Origin of the sequence: Nocardia sp. NPDC058499, from assembly GCF_042719915.1 — a bacterium.
In the GTDB taxonomy this organism is placed as follows: domain Bacteria; phylum Actinomycetota; class Actinomycetes; order Mycobacteriales; family Mycobacteriaceae; genus Nocardia.
This window is the reverse complement of sequence record NZ_JBHXMZ010000012.1, coordinates 44,174-70,345: the sequence shown is the minus strand read 5'-3', so window position 1 is coordinate 70,345 and position 26,172 is coordinate 44,174. Positions and strand designations below refer to the sequence as shown.

Genomic DNA, 26,172 nt, shown 5'->3' with positions numbered 1-26,172 from the left:
CAACTTTCTGGTGTCGGACAACAAGTCACAATCGAGGTCAGCGGGTTCAGTCGGAGACCGCAGCAATACCGGATTGTTCTGCGGGTAGTTGCGCCACCGACGGGACCAACTGCGGAGAGAGACCCAGCTGGTGACGCAACTGCGCGATCAGTGGCGCGCTGTCCGCGCTCGCCGCGGTGCCGAAGACGAACCGGTCCGGACGCAATAGGACCAGGCCGCCGGGGCCGATCCGCGCTTTGCGGAACCATCCGGTCAACGTACCGGTGTGGTCTTCGACATCGACGATATCGTCGCGCCCATCCCCCGGCTTTCCTTGTGGCCGCCCGCCGAGGGGGTAGACGGTGACGAATGTGGCCTCCAGCGCGCGCAGCGTGGCGAGGTCGGCGGCGGACAGCGCACGGCGGGGGTCGGCGCCGTAACCGAGGACTGCAAACCCGATACCCAGGGCATCGTCGAGTCGCTGGTGGCGGCCGTAGTAGGTGCGGACCTCGGGCTGTGGGGCCAGCGTGCCCGCGACACCGCGCAGGATCGGGCGGGGTAGCCCGAGGTAGGCGTTGCGGCGGAAGCGCGGGCGGGGTTTCATCTTCGCGCCCTTGATCCAACCGCCGAGGCCCGGCACCCGGATCGCCGTCATCAGCCCGATATCGCGCGCTTTCGCCAGAGCAGGTTTGTCGACAGAGACGATGTTCTTGTTGACCACCGATAAGTCGATCATGGCCTTCGCGTGTGGCCGGCGTTCGCTTTCGTAGCTGTCCAGGATCGCCGGCGCGGCGCCGTGGCGCAGAATCGCGGTGAGCTTCCAGGACAAATTGTCGGCGTCGCGGACCCCGGAGTTCATGCCCTGGCCGATGAACTGCGGGGTCATGTGCGCCGCGTCCCCAGCGATCAGGATCCGGCCGTCGCGCCAGCGGTCGGCGACCACGGCATTGAACGTGTAAACGAGCTTGCGCAGGACCTCGACCTCGTCGGGGTCGACGTAGCGGGAGATGTGGCGTCGCACGGTGTCCGGGTCCTCCATCTCCTCTTTGGACTGTTCGGCGCGCAGCATGAACTCGAAACGATGATGTCCGCCCGGCTGCGGGCACGACACGATCGGTAGTTCGGGCTCGCAGACGAAGTCGAAATACGGCAGATGCCGGAACGCGTCGACACCGTCGCGTGCTTTCAGATCGACGACGAGCCAGCGTTCGGGGAAGCTGGTGCCCGACATCTCGATGCCGAGCCGGGTCCGCACGACGCTGCGGCCGCCGTCGCAGCCGACGAGGAATCTTGCGCGCACCCGTTCGGCGGTACGGGGGTCGGTTGTGGCTTCCCGTTTGCCGTAGCCGGAGCCGGGGCATTCGGCGTGTTCGACGCTGACCAGTGCGCTGTCCTGGTCGAAGTCGGTGACCGCCCGGCCGCGGCGCACCGTGACGTGCGGGTAGCGTGCCAGCGCGCGTTCCAGGGAGGTCTCCAGGTAGGGCTGGTAGAGGAAGTTCGATACCGGCCAGCTCAACGGTTGTTCGGTCTCGTTGAACCGGGCGAGGACCTTCCCGTTGCCGCGGACCCATTGGACGGTCGAGTCGACGTTCATATCGGCGGCGAGTTCGTCGGCGAGTTCGGCCGTTTGAAAGATTCGCAGGCATTCGTCGTCTGTGTAGACCGCGCGTGCCAGCCCGTAGTACACCGGTTCGCGTTCGAGGACCAGCACACGCACTCCGCGGCGTCCGAGCAGGTTGGCGAGGGTCAGGCCGGTGGGGCCGAGACCGACGATGACCACCTCGTAGTCGATTCCGCTCATCGGGGCAGGCTTTCCGTCAGTGCCGGGATCGTGATCTCCGGGGCACGGAGCCGGCGTGCGACGGTCCGGGCTCGCGCGAGTTTGTCCAGCACGGTCTCCGACACGGTGTGATGGCCCCAGATGCTGATGCCCTGATGGGTGACCGGCTTCCACGCGGCTTCGACGTCGGGGGTGAGCACGAGTGGGTTCCAGCCGACTTCGAGTTCGAACCCCGAGGGGGTGACGCAGTAGAAGGAGAGTTCGCGATCGTTGGTGTGCTGGCCGACCGACCACGCCATCCGGAATCCGAGGTCGGTGACTCGTCCAAAGGCGGCGAGCATATCGTCGAGCGTCGCGGATTGAATATTGACGTGCTGCACCCGGGTACGGATCGGATCGATCTTGATGCCGCGGATATTGGCGACCGCGATCGAGTGGTGGCGTTCGTTGACCCGCAGAAATCGGATCTTCATCTTCAGCCCGGAGACGTTCTCGTCGATGAGATCCGACAACCGCGAATCGAACAGTGTGCGGTAATAGCCGTGCATCGACTCCGGCTCCCGGGACACGATCGCCACATGCCCCATCCCCGCCTCGCCGGTCACCCAGCCGGAACTGAGCATCCGCAACGGTTCGGCGGTGGTCACCGCGGTCGTGAAGATCTCGGTCGCGATCCCCTTCGGACCGGGAAACCGCCACAACCGCTCCACACCGCGCAGGGCCGCCTGTTCAGCGGTTCCTTCCTCGATCGGCACCCCACGGTCGCTGACGCGGGCCAGAATCCGGTCGAAGGTTTCGTGGTCGTCGACCTGCCAGCCCAGCGCGGTCACATCCTCGGCCGGGCTACGCTGGATCAGGAAGCGGCACGCTCGATCATCTAGCCGGAATCGCAGCGTATCGGCGTCGAGTTCGTCTACGTGCAAGCCGATCGCCAGCGCACCGAACCGGTGCCATTCGGCGAGTCTGCGCGACTGCACTGCCAGGTATCCCAGGTGCACAGCACCGAACACCGAGCCGTCGCAATTCGGGTGCAGGAAGCCGGTCACGACGTGGGCTCCAAGAAGGCTGCCGCGAGGGAGTTGAACAGCTCCGACCGTTCCCACTGCACCCAGTGCCCGGTCTGCGCGGGCAGGTAGATATCGCAGTTCGGCATCCGCTCGGCGAGCATCCGCGCCCCGGCCGGGCGGTTCACCTTGTCGTCCGCACCCCAAAGCACCAGCGTCGGATGAGTGACCTTCGCCAGTCGCGGATCCCTGGTCAAGTCCATCCGCCACAGCGTCTTCGGCGCGGACGGACCCGAGGGCCGCCGCAGCGGCGGGTTCGCCATCACCTCAGGGTCGAGACTGGCCTGGTACCGGGTGTCGATCATCTCTTCGGTTACCGCACTGGCGTCGAAGACCAAGTATTCGCGGATGAAGTCGGCCAGCTCGACTCGGCTGGGCCCGCTTCCGCCGTAGTAGGACAACAGCGATTGCAAACCCTTCGTGGGCAGTGCCCTGGTGGTTCCGATACCACCGGGACCCATGAGGATCAGCTTCCCGACCTTCTCCGGGCGATCCATGGCCAGCCGCAGCGCCGCGGCACCACCGTAGGAATTGCCGACCAGATGTGCCGACTCGATCTCGAGGGCATCGAGCAAACCGCCGATCGCAGCCGCAAGGTCACCAAACGGATCGGACTGATCGATCCGTTTGGTCGACCGACCATAGCCGGGCATGTCCGGCACGATCACCCGGAATCGGACGGCGAGCGCCTCGATATTGCGGGAATAGTTCGACAGGCCTGAGGCTCCGGGCCCGCCGCCGTGCAGCAGCACGACCACCGGCCCGGAGCCCGATTCGGTGAAGAAGATGTCGCGGTCGCCGACCCGGACCGTCCGTCCGGCCTCGACGCCATTGTCTGTGCTTGTCACGGCCACCTCCACTGGAGTTAATGATGAAATCATCAGTCCAGATCGAATCCTTTGTCAAGAAGAAATGATGAAATAATCAAAAACGCTGCCCGCTACCGTCCGCTGTCATCGGATCGTCTTGGTGGCGAAATCGTGTCTGATGGTTTCGTCAGTTACGATCGCGGTGACGATCCGAGGTGGAGGGGCCGATGACTGCCGAACCCGAGGTGCGCACCCGCGCCGATCGGCGCCGCGAGCGCACCCGCAATGCCCTGCTGGGCGCCGCGCGCAAGTTCCTGTCCGAAGGACGTTCCGCGGTGAGCATCCAGGAGATCACCGATGCCGCCGACGTCGGCTTCGGCTCGTTCTACAACCACTTCGACTCGAAAGATCAGCTGTTCGACGAGGCCGTTCGATCCGCACTCCAGGCCTACAGCGAGATGCGCGACGCGATCGTGGCCCTCTACGACGACCCGGCCGAAGTGTTCGCCGTCAGCTTTCGCATGACCGGCCGCCTGCAACGCCAGATCCCGGAGATGGTCCGCGTCGTACTCAACAGCGGAATCTCGATCATGCTTCGCGACGAAGGCCTGGCCCCGAGAGCGCGCCGCGATATCCTCGCCGCCCAAGAAAGCGGACGGTTCGAGCCGATGGATCCGGATATGGCCGTCATGGCCGCCGGCGGCGCTCTACTCGGCCTGCTCCAGTTGCTCGATGCCCGCCCCGCGGCCGACGCCGACGCCCTCTCCGACGAGATGACCTACCGCATGCTGCGAATGTTCGGCATGAACAAGCGCACCGCGCAACGGCTGATCTCCCAACCGCTACCGGAACTGCCCCAGGTCGCTTGACTGCCGACACGAGTCCCTGTCGGCCCCTCGGGCGACATCGGCCAACGGTGCAGCTCCGGGTCGTTTCGGCCATGACGGATGTAGACGCACTCGACCCCGCCCCGCAACGGTCATACGACGAGGTCGTCGTCGGCGACCAAGCTGCGAGGATGCACGACCAACTCACTGACCGCGAGCGCCTCGTTCTGCCATACCTGGACATGAGCGCGCGAGACGCTGAGCAACTCCTCCCTCTGGAAAATGTCAGATTCTCGAGACAGACGATGGTGGCCAGGTCATGAGGCAACTTGGAAAGCTGCAGGTGGCGGCGCTGTGGGATGTCACGGGTTTTTGGACCCTACAGCGGCGGTTCCGGTGACCGATCGGGGGTTCCGCGATCGGTCGTCAATCGCGACGGCTCCGGCCGGGGTTGTCGAGCCCGGCCGCGCGGAGCTGTTGTCGCAGATCGCGATCGTTCAGGGTGGCGAGGTATGCGTTGTAGCGGGCGGTCGCGTCATCGGTTTCCGGGAGCGTCGTGGCGCGGCCGGGTAGCAGTCCGGGCGGCAGCTCCCGGGTCGCCAGGGTTTCGAGACGAGCTGCCGTGGTGTGGGCGGAGCCGGTAGCTGCTCGTTGTAGTCGTCGCCAGGTCAGGCCGGCGGTGAACAGGAATGCGCCGAATACCGGCCATAGCAGCACATAGCCGGCGTTCTGGTCGACACCGCTTGCGCTCTCGAGCTGGTCCCACTGCCATGCGCCTATCGCGACGCACCCGATCGCCGCCGAGGTCAAAGCAGCCCACGGCGCCATTGTTCGTGCTGAAGGACGTTTCGCCACCTTCCCTTTCTACTACAGCATGTAGCACTACGGTGTTGCGCCGGGTGGTGTCCGCATCGACCGCCCGACTCCGTTTGTAGACCTTGCATACCTAACGGGGGTATTGTATCTATGTAGCGTCCTTCCCGCGAGCGGGCGTCACGGATTCGGATGGCTCCGTGGGATTCAACAGATCGATAGGAAACGATATGAATACCTCGATCATCACAGTCGCCGGAATGACCTGTGGCGGTTGCGCTTCCAAAGTAAAGAAAGAGGTGGGGGCCCTCGCCGGTGTCACCCGAGTCGACGCCGATCCGGCGACCGGCCGGGTCACCGTCGAGGCAGAGGGCGCGGTCGGCAGCGATGCCATCAGGAAAGCTGTGGAAGTTGCCGGTTACCGCGTCGTCGCCTGAGTGAGCCCCGGCGAGGCTCGGTCCCCGCGCCTCGTGAGAGACGCTGGGGTCGGGCCGCCTCCGGTATGCGGCGCCGAGTGGTCGCCGCGTACCGGGGGCGCTCTTCCCATGGTCGGCGCCGCCGGTGGCCCTGATCACAGGATGGCGGGTCGGGGTGGGTGTGGCGAGTAGGTTGTTTGGCGACCGGTGCGGTTTACTTCGCCGATACGGCCTCGCCGCGAGAACAATTGGGCGAAGAGAAGGAGGTGGTGCGGTGACGACCGGGAAATTCGTACACGTCGATGGACAGCGTGAACGCGAAGATCATGTCCGGGACCGCGGCGCACGGTCTCCGGGGGTCGATGCACCGACGCAGGGCCTCAGGCGCCCGGATCCGAGTGCTCCGCGGTGAATATATCCGCTCGGCTGCGCCGCGTATCGGTGGCACTGGTGATGGCGGTGCTACTCATCGCCCCGATCCTCGACTGCACTCTGCATCTGGAAGACGAGCACAGCGGTCCGGTTGCCGCGGCGGCCATCGGTAGCGCCTACACCGGTCACCTGCACGGTATGAGCGGTCACCTCGATCACTGTGATCAGCACATGATCCACTGCGTCGAGAAATCGGTGCTGCCCTCCGGCGGCGCGACCGTCCAGCAGTTGCTGTTGACGGTGCTGATCGGGATGGCCCTCTTCACCGCGCTCGCCCTGGTATCCGCCGGTACGCGCGGGATCCGGGGCCCACCGGGCGGCGGCTTGCCCGTGTTGAACGGGCAAGCCATTCTCGCGAATTTCTGTATCTCCCGACGCTGATCGGTCAGCGCCAGGCCGAGACCTTCCCGTCGTCGGCCGGTGTTCGCTGCCCGCTCACCGTCTCGACCGCCCTGTGGGGCGGTTCGGATACAGAAAGCGACAATCATGAACGACATCGTGTTCGGCAAGTCGGCCGAACCTGCTTCGATTGTGCTCACCCCGCCTGCTCCGGCGCGGGAATCGAGTTCGCTGGTCGGCAATACCCCCGTTCTGTGGGTGGGGGAGCCGCTGGCGCCCGCCGGTCGCGGTTTCTGGGCGAAACTCGAAGGTTTCAACCCCGGCGGGATGAAGGACCGGCCCGCCCTGCACATGGTCCAGCGGGCTGAACAGCGCGGAGATCTGGCGCCCGGGGCCCGCATCATCGAATCCACCAGCGGCACTCTCGGACTGGGGCTGGCGCTGGCGGGGGCGGTGTACCACCACCCCGTCACCGTGGTGACCGATCCGGGACTCGAACCGATCGTGGATCGCCTGCTCGCCTCCTACGGTGCGCGGGTCGAGCTGGTGGCCGAACCGCATCCCAGCGGTGGCTGGCAGCAAGCACGTCGCGAGCGGGTCGCCGAACTCATGGCGGCCGAGCCCGGGGCCTGGTGCCCCGACCAGTACAGCAATCCCGACAATATCGACGGATACGAATCACTCGGGCGGGAGCTGATACAGCAGCTGGGCGAGATCGATGTGCTGGTGTGCGCCGTCGGCACCGGCGGTCACTCCGCGGGTGTCGCGCGGGTGCTGCGCCGAGTCAATCCGGACCTGCAGCTGATCGGTGTGGATACGGTCGCTTCCACGATTTTCGGCCAGCCCGCCGGTCCTCGGGTCATGCGCGGGCTCGGGTCCAGCATCTTCCCGCGCAACGTCGACTATTCGGCGTTCCGTGAAGTGCATTGGGTGGCACCGGCCGAGGCCGTCTGGGCGTGCCGGGCGCTGGCCGGTACGCATTATGCGACCGGTGGCTGGAGCGTGGGTGCCGTGGCGTTGGTCGCGGGATGGGTCGCACGTACTCGGCCGGCCGGTACCCGGATCGCGGCGGTGTTCCCGGACGGGCCGCAGCGCTACTTCGACACCGTCTACAACGACGACTACTGCCGTGAGCACGGCCTGCTCGATACCGATCCGCCGATCGAACCCGACGTTATCGCGCATCCGGGTCAGCGGGTGGTGCACTCGTGGACCCGCTGCACCACCGTCGTCGACCCGTACGCCACCGACCGGGCAGGAGGAGCCGAATCGTGACCGTACTGAGGAGCTTCCGCAGCTTCGACCTCGCCGCGCGGCTGTTGATGATCAACCAGTTCGGCATCAACCTCGGCTTCTATATGTTGATGCCGTATCTGGCCGGCTACCTCGCCGGACCGCTGGGCTTGGCGGCCTGGGCGGTCGGCCTGGTACTCGGGGTGCGGAACTTCTCCCAGCAGGGGATGTTCCTCATCGGCGGCACTCTCGCCGACCGGCTCGGTTACAAACCCTTGATCGTCGCAGGCTGTCTGTTGCGTACCGGCGGGTTCGCCCTTTTGGTGTTCGCCACCTCGCTGCCCTGGGTGCTCATCGCCTCCGCCGCAACAGGTTTCGCCGGGGCGCTGTTCAACCCGGCGGTTCGCGCCTATCTGGCGGCCGATACCGGGGAACGGCGCGTAGAAGCGTTCGCGGTGTTCAACATCTTCTACCAAGCCGGCATCCTGGCCGGGCCGCTGGTGGGCCTGGCATTGATGTTCCTGGATTTCCGGGTGACCGCCGCGGCCGCGGCGGTCGTATTCGCGGCCTTGACCGTCGCGCAGCTGTTCGCGCTGCCGCCGCGCCGCGAGCAGAAGGCCACCGAACCGACCTCGGTGCTGCAGGACTGGCGCGCGGTGGCGGCCAACCGCCGCTTCCTGCTGTTCTCGCTGACGATGATCGGCTCGTATGTGCTGTCGTTCCAGGTGTATCTGGCCTTACCGCTGCAGGCCGAATATCTGGCCGGTGCGCAATCGCAAGTGCTCGTATCGGCGCTGTTCGTGGTCTCCGGGGTGGTCGCCGTGGCCGGGCAGCTGCGGATCACCGGGTGGTTCCGGGCGCGCTGGGGTACCGGGCGCAGCCTGGCGGTGGGTATGGCGATACTGGCGGCGGCGTTCCTGCCGTTGCTCCTGGTACCCGGACCCGGGCGGTTCGGTGTCCCCGCCGCGATCGTCGCACTGCTCCTGTCCACGGCGGTGCTCGCGGTCGGAACCGCCGCGGTGTTCCCCTTCGAAATGGATACCGTCGTCTCGCTCGCGGACGGAAAACTGGTAGCCACCCACTACGGCTTCTACAACACGATCGTGGGTATCGGCATCTTGGCCGGCAACCTCGCCACCGGCGCGGTCGTCGGCGCCGCGCGCACCGCCGGTGCGGATTGGGCGGTATGGGCCGGGCTCGGTCTCATCGGGGCAGCGGCGGCGGCGGCGTTGTACCGGCTCGACCGGTCACAGCCCGAAGGGACCGCCGGAGACGGTGTGCCCGATGGTATCGACCGGAAGGGACGCGAACCGGCAAGCCCGATACGTCGCTGAGCTCGGCCGCTGGGCTGCGGGAGCGGGCATTACGGTTGGCTCGCGTTCCGGGCTGTGATGGCTCACCGCCAGCAATGGCGTGGAGGATGAGTGGGAGGACGCTACGACGACCCAGAAGCGGAAGATTCCCCTGCAGCAGACTCCGGTCGAATAGTCAGGAGGCTTCTCGATGTCGCATCCAGAGCACCGGCATACCGGCTCCGTCACCGCCGGCCACGACAGCCACCTCGGCCACGACATCCACCCTGGGCCCGCCGGTCATTCCGGGCACGGCGGCCGGACCGAGGGCAGTGGTCACGATCGGCATGCCGGGCATGGGGAGATGTTCCGCCGCCGGTTCTGGGTCAGTCTGATCCTGTCGCTGCCGGTCGTCGGGTTCAGCCATATGGTTGCCGAACTGCTGGGCTACCAGCTGCCGGACTTCCCGGGCGTCTCGTGGATTCCGCCGGTCCTGGGCACGGTGATCTTCGTGTACGGCGGGATGCCGTTCCTCACCGGCGGCTGGACCGAGCTCCGTTCTCGCCGGCCCGGGATGATGCTACTGATCGCCATGGCGATCACGGTCGCGTTCGTCGCCTCCTGGGTCACCACGCTCGGGATCGGCGGGTTCGAACTGGACTTCTGGTGGGAACTGGCCCTGCTCATCGTCATCATGCTGCTGGGGCACTGGCTGGAGATGCGGGCGCTGGGTTCGGCGTCCGGGGCACTCGACGCCCTGGCCGCGATGCTGCCCGACACCGCGGAGAAAATCAGCGGCGACGGTATCGACGAGGTGCCGCTGAACGAGCTGTCCCGCGATGATCTGGTGCTGGTGCGGGCCGGGGCGCGGGTACCCGCCGACGGCACGGTCACCGACGGCCGCGCCGAGGTCGACGAATCCATGATCACCGGCGAATCCAAGACTGTCACCCGCGATATCGGTGCGACCGTGGTCGCGGGCACCGTCGCCACCGACAGCGCCCTGCGCGTGCGGATCACCGCGATCGGCGAAGACACCGCCCTGGCCGGAATCCAGCGCATGGTCGCCGACGCCCAAGCCTCTTCCTCACGCGCCCAGGCGCTGGCGGATAAAGCCGCCGCATTCCTGTTCTATTTCGCCGCCGGTACCGGCGTACTCACCTTCGCGATCTGGGCGCTGCTCGGCAACCTCGACGAGGCGGTGGTGCGCACGGTGACCGTCCTCGTCATCGCCTGCCCACACGCCTTGGGTTTGGCGATCCCGCTGGTCATCGCGATCTCCACGGAACGGGCCGCAAAGGCCGGGGTACTCGTCAAAGACCGTCTCGCGCTCGAACATATGCGCACCGTCGATGTGGTGCTGTTCGACAAAACCGGCACCCTGACCCAGGGACGTCACCAGCTCACCGGGGTCACCGCCACCGCCGGCACGAGCGAAGAGCATCTGCTCGCGCTTGCCGCGGCCGTCGAAGCCGATAGCGAACACCCCCTCGCGCGGGCCGTCGTGGCCGCAGCCGTTGCCCGCGTCCCGGCATCGGAACAGCCGACCGCCGGCGACTTCCGCTCACTGCCCGGCCGCGGGGTACGCGCCCGCGTCGACGGCACAGAGGTCACCGTCGGCGGTCCGGCCATGCTCGCCGATTCCGGGGTGCCGGTACCCGACGACGTCACCACCGTCACCCGCGGCTGGGTACAACGCGGCGCCTCGGTGCTGCATATCGTCCAGGGTGACAGGGTGCTGGGCGCCGTCGCCCTCGAAGACGCCGTCCGCGAAGAATCCCGCCGAGCCATCGACGCGTTGCACGCCCGCGGTGTGAAGGTCGCGATGATCACCGGCGATGCCCGTCAGGTCGCCGACGCCGTTGCCGCCGACCTCGGTATCGACGAGGTGTTCGCCGAAGTGCTGCCCGAACACAAAGACGCAAAGGTCACCGAACTGCACAACCGCGGGCACAAGGTCGCGATGGTGGGTGACGGCGTCAACGACGCTCCCGCACTGGCCCGCGCCGATGTCGGGGTGGCGATCGGCGCCGGCACCGATGTCGCCATCGAATCCGCCGGCGTCGTCCTCGCCGCCAACGACCCGCGCGCGGTGCTGTCGATCATCGAACTGTCCCACGCCAGTTACCGGAAAATGTGGCAGAACCTGCTCTGGGCCACCGGCTACAACATCATCGCCGTCCCGCTGGCAGCGGGTGTGCTGGCCTTCGCCGGTATCGCGATCTCTCCCGCCGTCGCCGCGGTGCTCATGTCGGTGTCCACGATCGTCGTCGCGCTCAACGCCCAACTGCTGCGCAACCTCGATCTCGACCCCGCCCACCTGGCCGGCCCGCGCGATCAGGACGTCCCGGCCGGGGTGGCCATGTGAAGAAGAGAGCCGGGGTGCCTGTGAAAAGGAGAGCGGGAGCGGACCGTATGGTCCGCTCCCGCTTCTGCTACTCGGTTGCCGGGTCAGGCGACCGGAGTGGGCTCCGAGGTCAGCGTCTTCTCCGATTCGCCTTCGTTGCGGTTGCGGCGGATGCTGGAGATCACCGCGGCACCGATGAACGCGACACCGATGAGGCCGGTGACGATCTCGTTGACGTGCACGCCGATCGAGACCATCAGGATCAGTGCCAGCGCGCCGATCGCCCAGTGGGCGCCGTGCTCGAGGAAGACGTACTCACTCAGTGTGCCCTTGCGCACCAGGTAGATCGTGATCGACCGGACGAACATCGCGCCGATGAGGCCCAGGCCCAGGGCGATGATGATCGGATCCGAGGTGATGGCGAACGCACCGATCACACCGTCGAACGAGAACGAGGCGTCCAGGACTTCCAGGTAGAGGAACAGGAAGAATCCGGCCTTACCGGTTGCCTTCGCGAGGGTGGACGGCCCACCCGTGGCTTCTTCGGCGTGCTCTTCGACATGGAACATGTTGCCGAGCCCGTTGACGGCGATGTAGACGACCATGCCGATCAGGCCGGCCAGCAGCACGGTGGAGCGGTCGTCGGCCTCGGCGAGGAATTCGGCGACCAGGATCAGGCCGATACCGGCGACGACGACGGCGGCCATATCGAGTTTGCCGACCTTGGCCAGCGGGCGTTCCAGCCAGGTCAGCCAGGTCAGTTCGCGTTCGGCGAGGATGAAGTTCAGGAACAGCATTGCCAGGAACATGCCACCGAACGCCGCGATCTGCGGGTGGGCGTCGGTGAGCAGGGTTTCGTAGCTGGGGCTGCCGTCGGGGAAGTAGGCGGCGTCGTCGGCCGGCGGGTTGAGGGCCAGGTCGAAGGCTTGGACCGGGTTCAGTCCCGCGGTCACCCAGACAATCGCCAGCGGGAAGATCAGCCGCATACCGAAGACGGCGATCAGGATGCCGATGGTGAGGAAGATCTTCTGCCAGAACTCACTCATCTTTTCCAAGATGGTGGCGTTGATCACGGCATTGTCGAACGAGAGGGAGATCTCGAGGATGGCGAGGAGGATGCACAGTACCAGGGCGGTGGGGCCGCCGTAGAGGAACGCCACCCCCAATGACAGCACTGTGACGACCAGGGATAAACCGAATATTCGCAGGACCACGCTGGGACCTTTCGTGTGCGGTGGCCGGACTGCGGTCGGTATCCCGGCCGTGAACGAGAAACCTGTGCGGCGATGACGGAGCACTCGTGGTCACCGGTATTGCCGCCTGGTTACCAGCGTTGCCGCCGACCGCCTATTTGTCCAATTTGTCCCCTCCGCTCCGGTGGGGAGGCCGAAAACGAGGGGGCCCGTTACCGGACCCCCTCACGCTACCCGGAGGTGTGGATCGTCAGACGTTGACACCGTAGTCGCGGGCGATCCCGGCCAGGCCGGAGGCGTAACCCTGGCCGATGGCGCGGAACTTCCATTCGGCACCGTTGCGGTACAGCTCACCGAACACCATGGCGGTTTCGGTGGAGGCGTCCTCGGACAGGTCGTAGCGGGCCAGCTCTTCGTTGTTGGCCTGGTTCACGACGCGGATGTAGGCGTTGCGGACCTGGCCGAAGGACTGCTGGCGGCCGTCGGCTTCGTAGATCGAGACCGGGAAGAAGATGCTTTCGATGGACGGCGGGGTATTCGCCAGGTCGACGTTGATGACCTCGTCGTCGCCCTCGCCCTCACCGGTGGTGTTGTCGCCGATGTGCTCGATGCTGCCCTCGGGCGACTTCAGGTTGTTGAAGAACACGAAGTGCTTATCGGACACGACCTTCTTGTCGGCTCCGGTGGCGATCGCGCTGGCGTCGAGGTCGAAGTCCGTGCCCGTGGTGGTGCGCACATCCCAGCCCAGGCCGACGGCTACCGCGGTGAGCCCCGGAGCTGCCTTGCTCAGCGAGACGTTGCCGCCCTTGGACAAACTGACACCCATGCGGGATTCCCTTTCGTAGTTGTCTGCGATTCCCAGCATGTCCGAAATCGCCGGGTACGAAAACGACAGTAGTGGTTTTCGGCGAACTTGCGTAGCGTCATGCGCCCATCCGAGCTCGGAAGCCCTCTTGCACCTGCGTTATCGGCCGTCGCTACGCCCGGGCCGGCAATCTCATACCATCGGGTCTGTGGCAGGCCGTAGGCGTGGATGGTTCCGGTCGGGGGAGGATCCGTGGTTCGAACAGGCGCGATCCGCGCTGACGGCGGCGTTCCTGGATATGGACCGCCGCCAATCGGCCGCGGATACCGCCACCATCGCCTCCGAGGAGATCTTCCCGGAACGGGAACTCGGCCGGCGCTGGGCGCCGGTGCGGCAGCAGTGCTACGCCGCCGGTGAGGCCTATCTCGCGCTGACCGACGAGATCGGCCGGGCCGAACAGTCCGGCGCCGGGATTCCGGACCGGCAGCAGCGGCTGGATACCGTGGTCCGGCAGCTGCACGCGGCGGCCCGCGAGGTGGACCGGTTCTATCACGGTGAACGCGCCCGGCTCGACGAAGCGGTCGCGGTGCGTGGTGCGGTACCGGAACTGGTCGCGCACGTCACCACCGAGGCGGCGCGGGTGCGCGGACAGGCGGCGGAATCGGAATACGCCGGCTATCCGTCGGTGCGGTCCGCGGCCGCGCGCATCGATGAGGCAATGGTCACATTGGAGGCCGTGCCGGCGGGCGAACGAGGCCGGGTGCGGGCGACGGCGAACCAGTTGGACGCCGCGACGGCGGAGTTGTCGGAAGCTTTGGCCCAGGCGCCATCTCGGGCCGGCGCCGCGCGCAACGCGATCGCCTCGGTCACCACCCGGATCGCCGCGGTGCGCACCCGTGCGGAACGTCTCGGGCCCGCGTACTCTGCCCTGTTGCGCGAGTTCAATGCTGCGAGTTCGGCTGATCTGGCCGACAATGAGCGCGCAAGTGAGCGTCATATCACCGCGGCGGACAGTGCCCTCGCCGGCGCCCGCACCGCCGCGGCCGAGCACAACCCGGAGCTGGCCCTTGACCTGACCACAACTGCGCGCGGTCATCTCGCCGACGCCGAACAACTCGTCGATGCCGTCACCAAACGGCTGACCGAGTTGCGCACGGTCCGCGACGATCCGCGCCAACGCGCGGAGGCTGTGCGGTTCCGGCTCCGGGACGCGCAGATGCTGGCAGTTTCACGGGGATTGGTCGCCGAATGGGGTTCGGTACTGGACGCCCAGGTCGAGCGGATCGACCGGGTCACCGGATCGCTGACCGGGCGGCACCCCGATTATTGGGCGTATGTGAACGAACTCGACACCATCACCGAATTCATTGCCGGTGTGGTGGATCGAATGCGCAAACAACCAGGACAGAATGGATGAGACGGGGGATCGATGACCGCAGCCATGGCCGTTCGGCAGGAAGTGTCCCTGCACAAACGGGTACCGCGCCGGCATTTCCGGCAGTTGCAGGGCCCCGATGCGCGGGCCCTGTTCCATCGGCAACCCGAACCGTTCGACGACCATGCCGACCGGGAGATGCTGGCGCTGGCACTGGGCGCCACCCTGTACGTTCCGGCAACCCGCGATGACCTGACCGCGACGATCGTGCGACGGGCCGAACGCGGGGTGTGTTCGATGGTGATCGACCTCGAGGACGCGGTCGCCGATCACGAGCTCGCCGCCGCCAAAGAGCAGACCGTGCGGACCCTGGACGAGCTCGCCGGCCACCGGGATCCGAGCCCGTTGCTGTTCGTCCGGGTACGCGACGCCGATACGGTGCCCGAAATCCTCGAACGGCTGGGGCCCGGGGCCGATGTGCTCACCGGGTTCGTCTTCCCCAAGTTCGACAGCGCTTCGGCGCCGAAATACCTGGCGGCGCTGAGGACCGCTGCTGCCGTGCGCCCCGAGCGGCCGCTGTACGGTATGCCCGTCCTGGAGTCCGCGGCGCTGGTGCACCGGCAGACCCGGGATTCCGAACTGACCCAGATCGCCGCGTTGCTGGCCGAGCACCGCGAACGGATTCTGGCGGTCCGGATCGGGGCCACCGATATGTGCGCGACCTTCGGTATCCGCCGCGACCGCGACCTCACCATCTACGACGTGCGGGTGATCGCCGATGTCATCGCCGATATCGTCAACTACCTGGGCCGGACGGACGGTACGGGTTTCGTGATCACCGGGCCGGTATGGGAGTACTTCGCCGATCACGAGCGGATGTTCCGGCCGCTGCTGCGTACCGCACCGTTCGAGGAATCCGATGCGGTGCCGTTCCGCAGCTACCTGGTGAGCCGCGACCTCGACGGCCTGCTGCGCGAGATAACGCTGGACCGCGCCAACGGAATCCAGGGCAAAACGGTTATCCATCCCTCGCATGTGGCGGCCGTGCACGCCCTGTCGGTGGTGACGCACGAGGAGTACACCGATGCCCTGGACATCCTTCAGGTGGAGGTAGGCGGGGTCGCCGCGTCCGGGTACCGGAACAAGATGAACGAGATGCGGCCACACCGCAGCTGGGCCCGGCACACACTCGCCCGGGCCCGCGTATTCGGGGTCGCGAAGAAAGGGGTGTCCTTCGTGGACCTGCTATCCGCGCTGGTCACAGCATGAGCGAGTCAGGGCTGGAAAGCTATTGGGCCACCCGCACACTCGGAATCGAACTGCTCCATCGCGAATGTTTCCGCCACAGCGACCGGCCGGACGCCCTACCCGCGCGGCCGGTGATCACCGATCTGCTGCAGCCGGGGCTGCGCAAGAATCCGCGGCGGGCGCATCTGCTGGTTTCCACGGTGCTGGGTAAACACCTGCCTACCGATCCGCTGGTCGTGCGGGATGCGGGCGACCGGCTCGGGGATCTGGTGCGCGGCGTACTCGGCGAACAGGACGCGGTCGCACTGGGGTTCGCCGAGACCGCGACCGGTCTGGGGCACTGTGTGGCGACCCGGATCGATGCCGCCTGCTACCTGCATTCGACCCGCCGGGCGGTACCGGGAGCGCGGACCCTGACGGGTTTCGAGGAGGGGCATTCGCATGCCACCTCACATCTGCTGCAACCGATGCCCGGCGATATTTTCACCGCCGGTCTGCCGCTGGTGCTGGTGGACGACGAGATCTCCACCGGCAACACCGCACTGGACGCGATTGCGGCACTGCACGAATTCGCGCCGCGGACCCACTATGTGCTGGCGGCGCTGGTCGATATGCGTACCGAGGCCGATCGGGCCAGGTTCGCCCGGGTCGCGGCGGAACTGGGGGCACGTATCGATACGGTCTGCCTCGCCACCGGTAGTGCGGTGCTGCCGGACGGGCTGGTCGGTGCGGTACTGGATCTGCCGGAGGCCGAACTCAACCCGGTCGCCGCCGCGCGGGGCGATTCCACCCGGCTGGACCTGCCCTGGCCACAGGATGTGCCCGACGGTGGCCGGCACGGTTTCCTGCGCACCGACCGGCCGGCGTTCGAACAGGCCGGCGCCGCCGCGGCGAAAATGCTGCGGGATCAGCTGGTCACCGAATACCCGGGCCGGCGGGTGGTCGTGCTCGCGCACGAAGAGCTGATGTATCTGCCGCTGTGCCTGGCGGTGACGCTGGCCGATTCCGGGATTCCGGTGCGGTATCAGACGACGACGCGTTCACCCGCCTACGTTCTGGACGAACCGGGTTACCCGCTGCGCCGCGGGTTCCGGTTCCAGGCACCGGAACCCGGCGAGGAGCAGCCGCGGTTCCTGTACAACGCCTGCTGGCCGGACACTCCGGCGGCCGGAGCCGATCCGGTACTGGTGTTCGTGGTCGATACTCCGGGCGACAGCGCGCAGCTCTATGCGCCCGGTGGGCTCGTGGACGTACTCACCGCGGCGGGGTCGGATGTGTTGGTTGCGGTGGTGCCGGGAGCCGATCCGGTAGCCCTCGAAGCGGCCCGGTTCAGGGACACCGGGGTGCAGGGTTCGGCTGCGTCGGCTCGCCCGCAACTGTCGGTACCTTCTCGCGCAGAGCAGGCGGCGTCTGCGCGGCCGGATCCGGGTGTGCCCGCGCGGGCGGAGGTGTGGGCGTCTGTGCGGCCGGAATCGGATGTGTCCGCGCAGCCGGAAGCGCAGATGCCCTCGCGGCCGGAAGCGCCGGTGTCCGCGCGGCCGGGTTCGGAGGTGATCGCACGACCGGATTCGGAGGTGTACTCGCGGTCGGCCGCGGCCGTGTCTTCGCGTTCGGCGGCAGAGATATCTGCACGTTCCGTGCCGGCTGGTGGCTCACGGCCGCTCTACGGTCCTGAGTTCGGTTCTTATGCCCGTGGTGATGTGGCGTGGCTGCTGAAGGATCTGTCCGACGCCGAACTGGAGGCCGATCTCGCCTATCGCGAACAGCGGATCCAGGCCGGTGTCGCGCACTATGCCGAATCTCTGCCGATCGAGTACCAGCCCGACGCCGCCTACCGCGAGTTGTTCGATCAGGTCCTGGCCGACAGTGCGCAGCGGCTGGCGTTGGCGGTGGGGACGGTCGCCGAACTCGTGGTCGCCGAACGCGGTACCGAGATCGTGCTGGCCTCCTTGGCACGGGCGGGCACACCGGTCGGCATCCTGATCCGCCGCTGGCTCGCCGCGCGGCACGGCTCACGGCCCGGTCTGGATATCCCGCATTACGCGGTCTCGATCGTGCGTGATCGCGGAATCGATACTGTCGCACTGGATTACCTGGCCGGTCGGCACAACCCGGCCGATGTGGTGTTCGTCGACGGCTGGACCGGCAAGGGCGCGATCGCCAAGGAACTCGCCGAGGCATCGGCGGCCTATCACGCCGCCGGTGGGGCACGGTTCGACGCCGACCTCGCGGTACTGGCCGACCCCGGCCACTGTGTGCGCACCTACGGCACCCGCGACGATTTCCTCATCGCCTCGGCCTGCCTCAATTCCACGGTCTCCGGCCTGGTTTCGCGCACGGTACTCAACCGCGACCTCATCGGCCCGGAGGATTTCCACGGGGCGAAGTTCTATGCCGATCTCGCCGCCGACGATGTCTCCGGCCGCCTCGTCGATACTGTCACCGCCGCCTTCGATACGGTTCGCGACCGGGTAACCGAGCAGGTCGGTCGCCTGCGGACCGCCGACCGGACGCCGACCTGGGCGGGCTGGGCATCGGTGGAGCGGGTCCGCGCCGAATACGGCATCGACAGCGTGAACTTCGTGAAACCCGGTGTCGGGGAGACGACCCGGGTGCTGCTGCGCCGGGTGCCGTGGCGGGTTCTGGTGCGCGAGCCCGACGCCACCGAACACGCGCATATCCGGCTGCTCGCGCAGGCGCGTGAGGTACCGGTGGAGGTCGTACCGGAGCTGGCCTATTCGTGTATGGGACTGATCAAGGATGTGCGGCGGTAGATGATGTCTCCGAAACCGGTGCTGGTGGCGACCGATCTGGATCGCACGATGATCTACTCGCGTAATGCCTTCGGCGCGACCGAACCCGAAACGGTCTGTGTGGAACATCTCGACGGCGACCCACTCTCCTATATGACTGTCACCGCCGCCGGCGCGATGACCGAGCTGGCGGCCACGGCGGCCGTGTTACCCACGACCACCCGCACCATCGCGCAGTTCGACCGGATCCGGTTCCCGGGGGCCCCGTGGCCGTTCGCCGTCACCACCAACGGCGGAAACATACTGGTGGACGGGTCGCCCGACATCCGGTGGCGTCGGTCGGTCGATACCGCGGTCCGGGCGGGGGGTGCCGGTCTCGCCGAGATCGGTGCCGCCCTGCGCGCTCGGATCGACGATTCGTGGGTGCTCAAATACCGCGAGGCCGACGACCTGTTCTGCTATCTGGTGGTCGATCTCGCCGTCACCCCGCCCGATTTCCTGGCCGAATGGGACAGCTGGTGCCGGCCGCGCGGCTGGTCGGCGTCGCGGCAGGGTCGCAAGATCTACACCATGCCGATGGCGGTGTGCAAGAGCCGGGCGGTGGCCGAGGTCCGCGACCGGCTCATCGCGACCGGCCGCCTCGACCCGGTGGCGCCGACACTTGCCGCCGGCGACGGCGCCCTGGATGCGGAAATGCTGATGGCCGCCGATCGGGGGATCCGGCCGCGGCACGGTGAACTCGAAGAACTCGGCTGGGCCCACCCAGGTATCAGTGTCACCTCCGCCACCGGAATCCTGGCCGGCGAGGAGATCGTCGACTGGTTCACCGCCGCGCTGCCCGGCCGGGTCGCCGAACCCACTGCTTAGATCCCCAGCGACGTGCACCAGGTGCGGCCGGGCGAGGACCGGGCGGCGACCAAGGAGGGCCGCGCGTTGGGAGGCCGAACGGGCGCCGACCTTACAGCCCCCTCGGACGCACATCGGACGCACATCGGCCCGTCGGAGGCGTCCACGGCGGGCGTACGGACTGCTGGGGTCTCGGGTGTTACCAACCCGTCAGAGCATCCGGCGCCGCGCCCGCGCTTCGGTACGGGCCCGGCGCAACGCGACCCGCGACCAGACCACGTCCTGTAGCGCCAGTGTCGCCCAGCCGGCCAGCGCCATCCCCGCCAGGTTCACCACCAGCTGCAATGCGCTGCCCCAGATCGCGGTTCCGGCTCCGAAGGCGAGGCCGAGCGCGATATTCCCGGCGGCGGGCACTGTCGTCACCGAGATGAAAACGCCGACGAGGGCACCGGATTTGGCCGAGGTCAGCGAGAGCACCCCGGCCGCCGCCGCAATGAGCGCGACCACGAACGACCACTTGTCGGGGGTGTAGATGAACGCCGTCTCCGGTCGCTCCCCGGTGACCACATCGACGGTGATCCAGCCCAGCAGCCGCGCGCCCACGGCGGCGGTGAAGGCGAGGAAGATGGCCGCGACGAATCCGGCCAGCAGCGTGGCGACCGCGCGGCCGAGCAGGGCCGGGCGGCGCCGGACCAGCGCCACGCCCAGCGCGGCGATCGCACCGAACTCCGGGCCCAGCACCATGGCGCCGATCACCAGGATCTGCGAATCCACGACGATCGCGATACTGGCGAGGATGGTCGCCAGGGTCATGAAACTCAGGTAGGTCCAGTTGAGTTCGGTTTCCTCGTAGGACCGCTGTGTCACATCGGCCCACACCACCGAGTCCGCGCTGTAGCCCGGGGTGCGGAGCTCGGCCAGATATCCCGACAGCGACATCCAGGTGCGCACCGGCTCCAATTCGATACTGCCGTGATGGTGCAGGCCGGTGGCGCGCAGCCGTTCGACGATATCGTTGGCGGCTTCCCGGGCCAGATCCGCCAGGATCACATCGCCGGCCGGGCGAATCGCACTACCGCGCAGCACCGCCAAACCGCTTACGGCGTCGTCGGATTCGAGAACGGCCAGCACCTCGTCGGTCAGGCCGGCCGGTGACATCACCCGCAGATGCAGCATGGGGCCAAGTCTGCCCGGTCGGACCGGCTTTGCCTACGCGGACGAACCGGACACCAGGGGTGTGTTGCCGTTCGAGCCCCGGGTCAGTGCCCCTGCTGACCCGCCAGTTGCTGCGCGATAACACCCTGCAACCGTTGCAGGCCGGGCACCGTGATCCCACTCTGCAACTGTCCTTCGATGGTGCGGATCAGGGCGGAGTCGCTGAGCACCTTCTCGCTCGACTGGATCAGCACCGTTCCGGCGCCGGTGAAATCGAACTGGCGTTCCTCCCCGGAGTTCACGCCGAAGGCGGCCGCGCCCGCCGACAAGAAACCGGAAACCCACCGCTGGTCGTAGTGATGGCTCGGCGACGGGCAGTCGGCCCAGCCCACCAGCGATTCCGGATCCACCCGCAGCGGCGGTTCGGCGAAGATCACCGGGCCGTTCGATGAGGCCAGGAACTTGCCGGTGCCGATGAGGGTCAGGAAACCGGGGACGATCGACTGGTTCAGCGATAACCCCGGTTCGAAGGCGAGCAGATTCGCGGCCCGGATGGTGAGGTTGCCGTCGTCGAGATCGTAGGAGTTGATGTCGTAACCGCGGTCGCCGATCAGCAGTTTGCCCTGTCCTTCGGCGACCACATAGTCCCCGGTGAACAGCGGGGCCGAGAACTGATGCGCCACCATATGCATCAGCTGGCCCTGCAGCCCATGGGTGAGTGCCTGGAACCGCATCTGGCCGTAGTAGGCGATCATCGCGCCCTTGCGCATGAACCAGGGTTTGTTCAGGTCGATGCAGTAGGCGTAGCTGTTGCCGGGGATATTGTCGCTTTCCCCGAGAGTCATCGGGTTGAGGATCTCGCTCACGACTGCACCTCGCCGGCGCTCGGCTCCGTCGTGCGCGATGCGCGCTGTGCTGATTGTTCGCTCGCAAGCTCTCTCACAGTTTCTCCTCCGACGCCTGGACGTAGACGACGCCTTGTCCGGCGCACTGCAGCTGCATGGCCTCACCGGACCCGCGCCCCACGGCATCCCGCCAGCTCACCGCGGCTTTCAGCTCGGTTTGCACGTTCCCGTAGGAGGCGATGAACGCCTGCGGGTCGACCACCACCGGATTGGGTCCGCCGATCGGCATTTCGAGATAGCCACCGTGGGCCAGCAACACCGCGCTGCCGTGCCCGGAGAGCTGGGTGGTGAACATGCCCTGGCCCGTGAGGGCGCCGGAAGCCGCGCCGCGCAGCGCGCCCATGATGCCGCCGCCGCCACCGCCGCCACCGGAGCTCCCGACCGAAACCACCGAGGTCTGCAATCCCGCTGTATAGGCCAGCAGCCGCGACGCTTCGACCTGCAGCATCGCACCCGGCTGGATCGGCACGATATGAACCTCGAGCCCGGCGAATCCGTAATGCACCTGCCCCGTGCCCTGGGCGAGCATGGTGCGCTGATGTTCCCCGGCCATCATCCGGCCGGCCATCCGCACCAGGCCACCGCCCCCGCCCATACCGGCGCCACCCGGAATCTCGTGCGGCGCGAAGGACACATCGCCGGTGTAGAACAGCATCCCGCCGGTCCGGGCGACCACACCGCCCGCCGCGCCGATATCGACCTTGACGACCTTGGAATTGATTTGCTCGAACATGCCCTACCGTTCCGCCGGTTGGATCGAGACCACGCCCTGCCCGTCCCACCGCAGTGAGAACGCCTCGCCGCCGTCCTGCCCCATCATCGAGCGCCAGGACACATCGGTGACGAACGATTGGTTGAGGTTGCCGCGGGCGGCGACGAACGCATCCGGGTCCACCACCAGCGGGAACTGCGGGGAAACCTCGAGGTGGATGAGGGGCCCGCCTGCCGAGAGCAGGGCGACCTGTCCCTGGCCGCTCACCGTGGTGGTGAACAGTCCCTGCCCGCTGGACGCCCCGCGGACCCCCGCGAAACGTACATCGGTGCGCAGATTCCCGGCGAAGGCCAGCAACTGCTGCGATTCGACCTGCAGGGTTTCGTTGTTCAGGTTCACCACCGAGACGTACTGGCCGTTGACCGCCAGGAATACCCGGCCGTTACCGCCGCATTCCATCAGCGATAGCTTCTCGCCCGTGGCGCGGCGTTTCATACCGGCGAGAACGCCGTCACCGCCGCCGAATCCGGCGGATTTGAACTGGACGGCGCCCTCGTAGGCGACCATCGAACCGGAGATCGCGCGGATGCCGGAGTTCGCGAGGCGCGCCTCCACCACCTTCTTCGACTGTTCGAAGAGTTGTGCCATAGAAAGAATCGCCCGTCGTCGTCGCCACCCCGAGCGCCGTTCCCGTATGGCGCCCGTCCATCGCCGCTACCCTAATCGCCGCAGTTCGATCGCGTCCATCCGTGTGGTCCGGCGGGCCGAGCCGGATATGTCCGCCGGTGGCCTCGAGTGGCCCGCGCCGTTGTTAACGATATTTGCGGTGGGCGCGTATCTCGTAGAGTGGCACGTACACGCACCGACAAGCGAAGGGTCTGACTTGTCCGCAACACTCGCCAAAGGCCAGAACGGTCCACTGGCCACTAATGACGTGGTGATTTCGATTCAATTGGCCGCCCCGGCCGATCTGTCCGCACTATTGGTCACCGAGCAGGGCAAAGTCCGGTCCGACGCAGATTTCGTGTTCTACAACCAGCCCAGCGGCCCCGGTGTGGACCTGCGTCCGGGCCCGGCCGGGCAGCCGGCCGCGCTGGTGGTGAACCTCGCCGCGGTACCCGCCGATATCGCGCAGGTGCGCGCGGTGATCACCCTCGACGATCCGAATACGAATTTCGGACAGTTCGCGCCGCCGGTCGCCTATGTCTCCGATCAGTCCGGCGCCCAGCTGTTCGAGTACCGGATCGACGGTCTGGCCAGCGAGTCGATCGTGATCGCGCTCGAACTGTATCGCCGGCAGGGTGCGTGGAAGGTGCGTGCGGTCGGCCAGGGCTACGCCGGTGGTTTCGCGGCGCTGGTCACCGACCACGGTGTCACGGTGGACGATTCGGCCGCGCAGACACAGGCCGCGCCCCCGCAGGCCGCGCCTGCTCCCCCGCCGCAGGCGGCACCGGCGCCCCCGCAGGCGCCGATGCCTCCGCCGCAGGCCCCGGCGCCGCCGCCGCAGGCTCCACCTACCTATCCGGCCCAGCAGCCGCCGCCCACCGCGTCCTATCCGCCGCAGGGCGGGGGATATCCGCCGCCGCCCGGCCCGGGCCACCAGCAACCGCCGGCGCCGCCGCAGCAGCCACCGGCCGGTGAGATCAGCCTGAGCAAAACCGGTCCGGTGAGCCTGCAGAAGGGGCAGCGAGTCAGTCTCCGCAAGGAGGACGGCGCCGCCCTCACCTTCGTGAAGATGGGCCTGGGCTGGGATCCGGTGCAGCAGCGCGGATTGTTCGGTAGCCGCACCGTGGATATCGACCTGGATGCCTCGGTGGTGATGTTCGCCGATATGAACCCCGTCGACGTGGCCTACTACGGTCAGCTCACCTCGAAGGACGGTTCGATCCGTCATCAGGGCGACAACCTCACCGGTGAGGGCGCCGGCGACGACGAGGTGATCCTGGTCGACCTCGTGCGCATACCGGCCCATGTCAACAGCCTGGTGTTCATCGTGACCTCCTACAAAGGCCACACTTTCGGCCAGGTGCAGAATGCCTTCTGCCGGTTGATCGACGGCGCGAACAACGCCGAACTGGCACGGTATTCGCTCACCGGCGGCACCCCGACCACGGCAATGGCCATGGCCAAACTGTTCCGGGCCGGCGCGGACTGGAAGATGCAGGCCATCGGTGAAGGCTTCAACGCGAAACATCCGGGCGAGGCGATTCCGCAGCTGGGCCGGTTCCTGCAGGTATGAGTGGTAGCGGGGGACAGGATATGAAGGTCTTGCAGGCGGGTCAGAACATCGCTCTCGACGGCGGTGTATCCCGCTTCCAGGTGCACGCGGCGGTGCCGCTGACGGTTTCGGCGCTGGTGGTGGCCGCGGACCTGCGAGTGGAAACAGCCGCGGATGTGCTGGTTTCCGAACGCCCCACGGCGCCGGGTGTGCGGATCGAGGAGGCCGCCGCCGCGGTGGTGGTCACCCCCGCGGAGGTGCGCGCCGATGCCCAGGCGGTGTTGTTGACCGCTTCGGCACCCGGTGCGCCGGGCGTGGTCACCGCGAGTCTCTCCGAAAACGATGCGCCGGTCGCCGAATTCGTGATCACCCCGCAGGCCGGGGAAACCGCGCTGATCTGCTTCGAGCTGTATCGGCGCGGTACGGGCTGGAAACTGCGTGCGCTGGGGCAGGGTTATGCGGGTGGTATCGCCGAACTCCTGCACGCCCACGGCGCCCAGAACTATGTGACAGCGGTACCGGCCGCGGCTGCCACTACCACCGTTGCCGACGGCGCGGCCGTCTCCGGTGCCGCACCGCCACCGGCCGCCGAGGGCTCCCCGTTGGAGGTGGGGCACGGGCTCGAGCGGTTGTGGATGATCTTCGAAGACGCCGCCCGGTCGGCCGCTGCCCTCGCATCGGCCCGTGACTACGCGGCGCAACGGCTCGACCAGGAACTGTCCGCGGCGGTTTCGGACCCGGCCACCCGCAACACCCCCGCCGCCGATGCCGAACGCACGGCCGCACAGGGCCGCTACGACGAACTCACCGCTACCGCCGAGAACAGCCATCAGCGCGACAGTGCCCAACTGCAACGGGAACTCGCCGAGGCGGACGCGGTACTACCCGCCGCGCTGGCATCGTGGAATTCGCCGGCCTGGGATCGCCCGGCGGCCCCCGCCGACGGTATCCGGCTCGGCGAACTCTACGCACTGGACCGCGGCGCGCTACGGATTCCGTACTGTGTTCCGGTCCCGCTGAACCGGCCGCTGTGGGTGGATACCGAATCGTCGGCCGCGGTGGCTCCGGTGATCGGCGCGCTGCTGGCCCGTCTGCTGCGGGCCGCGCCGGGACGCCGCACGATTGTCGACATCATCGACCTCACCGGAGCGTTCACCGGTTTCACGGGAATGCTGGCGCCGGTACTGGCGGGACCCCCGATCAACGACCACGCCGATATCTCGCCACGGCTGCAACAACTCGCGGACGCCGCCGAACTCGCCGAAATGGCCTACAACTCGGGACAGGGTGTACCGCCGGCCGAACATCGCATCCTGTTGGCGGCGGACTTCCCGCACGGCTATCAGCCCGCGGACGCGCAACGCCTGGGCGCACTCCTGGCGCGCGGCGATCTCATCGGACTGTCCACCGTGATCGTCGGCGCCGACGAAACCGTCTCCCACGACAACATGGTGGCCACACTGTCGCGGGCCTGCCGGCATCTGCCCACCGCTGCCGGAACCCCGCTGTTCGATCCGTGGACCAACAACGCCTGGCAGTTGGACCTGGACATGCTCCCGCACGAACCGGAACAACAGGCGAGGATTCTGCGCGCGAGCTGAGTTTTCGGCACGCCGGCGTGCGCGAGGTCC

At 67.2% G+C, this 26,172-nt stretch carries 22 protein-coding genes; 12 read left to right on the top strand and 10 right to left on the bottom strand.

The window, feature by feature from the left end; genetic code table 11:
* Nucleotides 1-46: 46 nt before the first annotated feature.
* Genes ACFWPH_RS29055 through ACFWPH_RS29045 form a run of 3 tightly spaced genes read right to left on the bottom strand, consistent with a single transcriptional unit; the run spans nt 47 to nt 3,671 of the window.
* Nucleotides 47-1,780, bottom strand: a complete 1,734-nt coding sequence (locus ACFWPH_RS29055) for a bifunctional 3-(3-hydroxy-phenyl)propionate/3-hydroxycinnamic acid hydroxylase (RefSeq protein ID WP_378755360.1) — start codon at nt 1,778-1,780, stop codon at nt 47-49.
* Nucleotides 1,777-2,805, bottom strand: coding sequence for a VOC family protein (locus tag ACFWPH_RS29050; protein ID WP_378755359.1), 1,029 nt, complete (start codon nt 2,803-2,805; stop codon nt 1,777-1,779). Before ACFWPH_RS29050 ends, ACFWPH_RS29055 begins: the two co-directional genes overlap by 4 nt.
* Nucleotides 2,802-3,671 carry an alpha/beta fold hydrolase gene (locus tag ACFWPH_RS29045; protein WP_378755358.1) on the bottom strand — a complete coding sequence of 290 codons (870 nt, stop codon included), beginning with the start codon at nt 3,669-3,671 and terminating at the stop codon, nt 2,802-2,804. Before ACFWPH_RS29045 ends, ACFWPH_RS29050 begins: the two co-directional genes overlap by 4 nt.
* Before the next feature lie 188 nt (nt 3,672-3,859).
* Between ACFWPH_RS29045 and ACFWPH_RS29040 the strand changes: the two genes are divergently transcribed.
* Nucleotides 3,860-4,501 carry a TetR/AcrR family transcriptional regulator gene (locus ACFWPH_RS29040; protein ID WP_378755357.1) on the top strand — a complete coding sequence of 214 codons (642 nt, stop codon included), beginning with the start codon at nt 3,860-3,862 and terminating at the stop codon, nt 4,499-4,501.
* Nucleotides 4,502-4,885: 384 nt separating this feature from the next.
* On the opposite strand, the gene ACFWPH_RS29035 is transcribed toward ACFWPH_RS29040, so the two are convergent.
* The gene (locus ACFWPH_RS29035; RefSeq protein ID WP_378755356.1) at nt 4,886-5,314 is read right to left on the bottom strand and encodes a transcriptional regulator; all 429 of its coding nucleotides are present in this window, start codon (nt 5,312-5,314) and stop codon (nt 4,886-4,888) included.
* Between the two features lie 188 nt (nt 5,315-5,502).
* On the opposite strand from ACFWPH_RS29035, the gene ACFWPH_RS29030 reads away from it, so the two are divergent.
* The 5 genes from ACFWPH_RS29030 (at nt 5,503) to ACFWPH_RS29010 (ending at nt 11,352) form a co-directional block, all read left to right on the top strand.
* Nucleotides 5,503-5,709, top strand: a complete 207-nt coding sequence (locus ACFWPH_RS29030) for a heavy-metal-associated domain-containing protein (protein WP_378755355.1) — start codon at nt 5,503-5,505, stop codon at nt 5,707-5,709.
* A gap of 387 nt (nt 5,710-6,096) precedes the next feature.
* Nucleotides 6,097-6,501, top strand: a complete 405-nt coding sequence (locus ACFWPH_RS29025; RefSeq protein WP_378755354.1) for a hypothetical protein — start codon at nt 6,097-6,099, stop codon at nt 6,499-6,501.
* A gap of 105 nt (nt 6,502-6,606) precedes the next feature.
* Complete coding sequence (locus ACFWPH_RS29020; protein WP_378755353.1) at nt 6,607-7,734, top strand: PLP-dependent cysteine synthase family protein; 1,128 nt, start codon at nt 6,607-6,609, stop codon at nt 7,732-7,734.
* On the top strand, nt 7,731-9,026 hold the full coding sequence (locus ACFWPH_RS29015) for an MFS transporter (RefSeq protein ID WP_378755352.1): 1,296 nt from the start codon (nt 7,731-7,733) through the stop codon (nt 9,024-9,026). The genes ACFWPH_RS29020 and ACFWPH_RS29015 overlap by 4 nt, the downstream gene beginning before the upstream one ends.
* 169 nt (nt 9,027-9,195) lie before the next feature.
* Nucleotides 9,196-11,352: a copper-translocating P-type ATPase gene (locus tag ACFWPH_RS29010; RefSeq protein ID WP_378755350.1), complete on the top strand. Its 2,157-nt coding sequence runs from the start codon at nt 9,196-9,198 to the stop codon at nt 11,350-11,352.
* Between the two features lie 83 nt (nt 11,353-11,435).
* On the opposite strand, the gene ACFWPH_RS29005 is transcribed toward ACFWPH_RS29010, so the two are convergent.
* Complete coding sequence (locus ACFWPH_RS29005; protein ID WP_378755349.1) at nt 11,436-12,545, bottom strand: DUF475 domain-containing protein; 1,110 nt, start codon at nt 12,543-12,545, stop codon at nt 11,436-11,438.
* 229 nt (nt 12,546-12,774) lie between these two features.
* A complete protein-coding gene (locus tag ACFWPH_RS29000) occupies nt 12,775-13,350 on the bottom strand; it encodes a TerD family protein (RefSeq protein WP_378755348.1) in 576 nt (191 codons plus the stop codon).
* Between the two features lie 187 nt (nt 13,351-13,537).
* Here ACFWPH_RS29000 and ACFWPH_RS28995 point away from each other — a divergent pair, with 187 nt between their 5' ends.
* The 4 genes from ACFWPH_RS28995 to ACFWPH_RS28980 are packed head-to-tail and all read left to right on the top strand — an operon-like array spanning nt 13,538 to nt 19,572.
* Nucleotides 13,538-14,746: a hypothetical protein gene (locus ACFWPH_RS28995; protein WP_378755347.1), complete on the top strand. Its 1,209-nt coding sequence runs from the start codon at nt 13,538-13,540 to the stop codon at nt 14,744-14,746.
* A 12-nt stretch (nt 14,747-14,758) separates the two neighbouring features.
* On the top strand, nt 14,759-15,973 hold the full coding sequence (locus tag ACFWPH_RS28990) for an HpcH/HpaI aldolase/citrate lyase family protein (RefSeq protein WP_378755346.1): 1,215 nt from the start codon (nt 14,759-14,761) through the stop codon (nt 15,971-15,973).
* The gene (locus ACFWPH_RS28985; RefSeq protein WP_378755345.1) at nt 15,970-18,726 is read left to right on the top strand and encodes a phosphoribosyltransferase; all 2,757 of its coding nucleotides are present in this window, start codon (nt 15,970-15,972) and stop codon (nt 18,724-18,726) included. Before ACFWPH_RS28990 ends, ACFWPH_RS28985 begins: the two co-directional genes overlap by 4 nt.
* Entirely contained in the window at nt 18,727-19,572 is an 846-nt protein-coding gene (locus ACFWPH_RS28980; protein WP_378755344.1) for an HAD family hydrolase, read from the top strand.
* A gap of 189 nt (nt 19,573-19,761) precedes the next feature.
* Here ACFWPH_RS28980 and ACFWPH_RS28975 read toward each other — a convergent pair whose 3' ends face one another.
* The 4 genes from ACFWPH_RS28975 to ACFWPH_RS28960 all read right to left on the bottom strand — a co-directional run bounded on the left by ACFWPH_RS28975 (nt 19,762) and on the right by ACFWPH_RS28960 (nt 22,971).
* A complete protein-coding gene (locus ACFWPH_RS28975) occupies nt 19,762-20,727 on the bottom strand; it encodes a DUF389 domain-containing protein (RefSeq protein WP_378755343.1) in 966 nt (321 codons plus the stop codon).
* A gap of 83 nt (nt 20,728-20,810) precedes the next feature.
* Complete coding sequence (locus ACFWPH_RS28970; RefSeq protein ID WP_280460025.1) at nt 20,811-21,572, bottom strand: AIM24 family protein; 762 nt, start codon at nt 21,570-21,572, stop codon at nt 20,811-20,813.
* A gap of 73 nt (nt 21,573-21,645) precedes the next feature.
* Nucleotides 21,646-22,344: an AIM24 family protein gene (locus ACFWPH_RS28965; RefSeq protein ID WP_378755342.1), complete on the bottom strand. Its 699-nt coding sequence runs from the start codon at nt 22,342-22,344 to the stop codon at nt 21,646-21,648.
* 3 nt (nt 22,345-22,347) lie between these two features.
* Nucleotides 22,348-22,971, bottom strand: coding sequence for an AIM24 family protein (locus ACFWPH_RS28960; protein WP_280414738.1), 624 nt, complete (start codon nt 22,969-22,971; stop codon nt 22,348-22,350).
* Nucleotides 22,972-23,206: 235 nt separating this feature from the next.
* Between ACFWPH_RS28960 and ACFWPH_RS28955 the strand changes: the two genes are divergently transcribed.
* Together ACFWPH_RS28955 and ACFWPH_RS28950 are read left to right on the top strand one after the other, a co-directional pair.
* Complete coding sequence (locus tag ACFWPH_RS28955) at nt 23,207-24,562, top strand: TerD family protein (RefSeq protein WP_378755341.1); 1,356 nt, start codon at nt 23,207-23,209, stop codon at nt 24,560-24,562.
* Between the two features lie 20 nt (nt 24,563-24,582).
* Nucleotides 24,583-26,142 (top strand): TerD family protein, encoded by a 1,560-nt coding sequence (locus ACFWPH_RS28950; protein ID WP_378755340.1) that lies wholly within the window; start codon nt 24,583-24,585, stop codon nt 26,140-26,142.
* Nucleotides 26,143-26,172 lie beyond the last annotated feature (30 nt).